The sequence below is a fragment of the Massilia sp. CT11-108 genome (assembly GCF_047302915.1).
GTDB lineage: Bacteria > Pseudomonadota > Gammaproteobacteria > Burkholderiales > Burkholderiaceae_D > Telluria > Telluria orientalis.
In genome coordinates this window covers 1-1476 of the sequence record NZ_JBKYMO010000865.1, presented here as the reverse complement: position 1 = coordinate 1476, position 1476 = coordinate 1, and the positions used below count along the sequence as shown (strand labels likewise).

General features: G+C 68.9%; 1 protein-coding gene. It reads right to left on the bottom strand.

The annotated features are described in order from the left end of the window. Positions 1 to 185: 185 nt before the first annotated feature. Positions 186 to 1476: NAD-dependent succinate-semialdehyde dehydrogenase (locus ACEN88_RS31510; RefSeq protein ID WP_413346069.1), on the bottom strand; the 1291-nt coding region annotated here is incomplete at its 5' end.

Sequence of the window (1476 nt, the reverse complement as noted above, 5' to 3'; positions counted from 1 at the left end):
TGCCGACGCATCGTCAGAGCTGACTTCCATGATGCTTACCTATGACATCTGAGCAAAATTTGAGGGGAAGGCTCAGGCTCTGACCCCGAATTTTCTGACCCCGAATTTTGGCCACAGATGTCGGGTGCAAAAAAAGCCTGCGTCCCCTCGCGGGGAGCAGGCGGACAGGCGACGGACGGCGGGCCTTACGCCAGGCCGCCCTGGCAGCGGTACTTCGTTTGCGTGTAATCGTCCAGGCCGTAGCGCGAGCCCTCGCGGCCGTAGCCCGATTCCTTGACGCCGCCGAACGGCGCCGCCTCCGACGCCAGCACGCCCTCGTTGATGCCCACCAGGCCCGTCTCGAGCCGCTCGCTCACGCGCGCCACGCGCACGATGTCGCGCGAGTAGAAGTAGGCGGCGAGGCCGTACGGGGTATCGTTGGCCAGTCGGACGACCTCGTCCTCGTCCGCGAAACGGAACAGCGGCACCACCGGACCGAAGGTTTCTTCCGACGCCAGCGCCATGTCGTGGCTGGCCTCGGCGATCACGGTCGGCGCGTAGTAATTCGGGCCGTCGGCGACGTCGTTGGCCAGGCGCTTGCCGCCGACGACCAGCCGGCCGCCCCTGGCCAGCGCATCGCGCACGTGGGCTTCGATCTTGTCGACCGCGCGGGCGTTGATCATCGGGCCGATCTGCGCGTCGGCCCAGGTGGCCGGGCCGACACGCAGCGCTTCCACGCGGGCCGCCAGTTTTTGCGTGAACGCGGCATAGACCGCATCGTGCACGTAGACGCGGTTCGGGCTCACGCAGGTCTGCCCGCCGTTGCGGAACTTGGCCGCCATCAGGCCGTCGACCGCGGCATCCAGGTCGGCATCCTCGAACACGATGAACGGGGCATTGCCGCCGAGCTCGAGCGACAGGCGCTTCAGCGTGCCGGCCGATTCGCGCGCCAGGCGTTTGCCGACCGCGGTCGATCCGGTGAACGTGATCTTGCGGACCCTGGCGTCCTGCAGCCATGCGCCGACCACGTCCGCCACCCGGTCGCGCGACGTCGTCACGATATTCAGCACGCCGGCGGGAATCCCCGCTTCCTCCGCCAGCCTGACGAGCGCCAGCGCCGTCAGCGGCGTGTCTTCCGCCGGCTTGGCCACGACGGTGCAGCCGGCCGCGAGGGCAGGCGCGATCTTGCGGGCGATCATCGCCAGCGGGAAGTTCCACGGGGTGATGGCGGCGACGACGCCCACCGCTTCCCGCGTCACCGTCAGCTGCTTGCCGCGCACCTGTTCGGGGATGATGTCGCCGTAGCCGCGCACGGCCTCCTCGGCAAACCATTCGACGTAGGACGCGCCGTAGGCCACTTCGCCGCGCGCCTCGGCCAGCGGCTTGCCCTGTTCGCGCGAAATGAGCTTCGCCAGGTCGTCCGTGTTGGCCACGATCAGCGCATGCCAGCGCTTGAGGAAGCGGGCGCGTTCGCGCGCGGGCCGGGCGCGCCAGTCC